General features: G+C 70.6%; 1 protein-coding gene. It reads right to left on the bottom strand.

The annotated features are described in order from the left end of the window. Positions 1 to 761, bottom strand: a 761-nt coding sequence (locus KZA10_RS16635) for a DUF4350 domain-containing protein (RefSeq protein ID WP_218683451.1), incomplete at both ends; no start/stop codon positions are given.

The following is a 761-nucleotide window of genomic DNA, read 5'->3' as shown; positions in this document are numbered from 1 at the left end:
GGCGTGCGCCGCATCCGCAGCTCTCGCCGTGAGACGTGCACGTCCGTGCATGGTCTCGGATGCGCGCACGGTGACCGGAAGCGTCTCGGCGACGAGGGGGCCGAACCGCTGGCCGCGCCAGAGGGCAGCGGCTATCCCTGCGGCGATCAGCAGCAGGATCGCAGGAGTGACCCAGGTCGGTGTGAGGCTTCCGAGCGTGTCGATCGGCTCGGCTTCGATATCGGAGTCCGCGAAGCTCGGGACGTACCAGACGATGCGGTCGGTCTGGCCCAGCAGGGCGAGGCCGAGGGCGGCGTTGCCGTTCTCGGCGAGAGTCGCGTTGCTGAAGAGCCTCGTGCCCTCCACGACGACGCGTTGCGGACGGGCGCGGCGGTCCACGAGCACGGCCGCACCGTCGGCGTCTCCGAAGCAGGCCTGCACGCCGTCCGCGGGGGTGAACAGGCGGTCGGCGCGGATCGTCCCCACCTCGGCGAACTCGGCGACGTCGCAGTCCGCTGTCGCTGCCGACAGTGTTCCCGTGGCGTTGTCGCCGATGCCGAGCTCGTTCAGCAGGTGTGTGCTGGTGGAGAGGAAAACGACGCGCTCCGCGGGCTCGGTGAGCGTCTGCAGGGCCTCGTCGGTGAGCGTGTACGGGTTGGACATCACGAGCGTCGTGCTCTCGTCGATCGCCGCGCGCGCCTGGGATCGAGAGCGGTGCACCTCGATGTCGACCCCCTGGTCGCGCAGGATCTCGGCGAGCGCGAGCGCGCCGGCGTCATCGC

Origin of the sequence: Microbacterium sp. BF1, assembly GCF_019279095.1 — a bacterium.
GTDB classification, from domain to species: Bacteria; Actinomycetota; Actinomycetes; order Actinomycetales; family Microbacteriaceae; genus Microbacterium; species Microbacterium maritypicum.
Note: the sequence above shows the minus strand (reverse complement) of the source record. Positions and strands in the feature narration are given on the sequence as shown.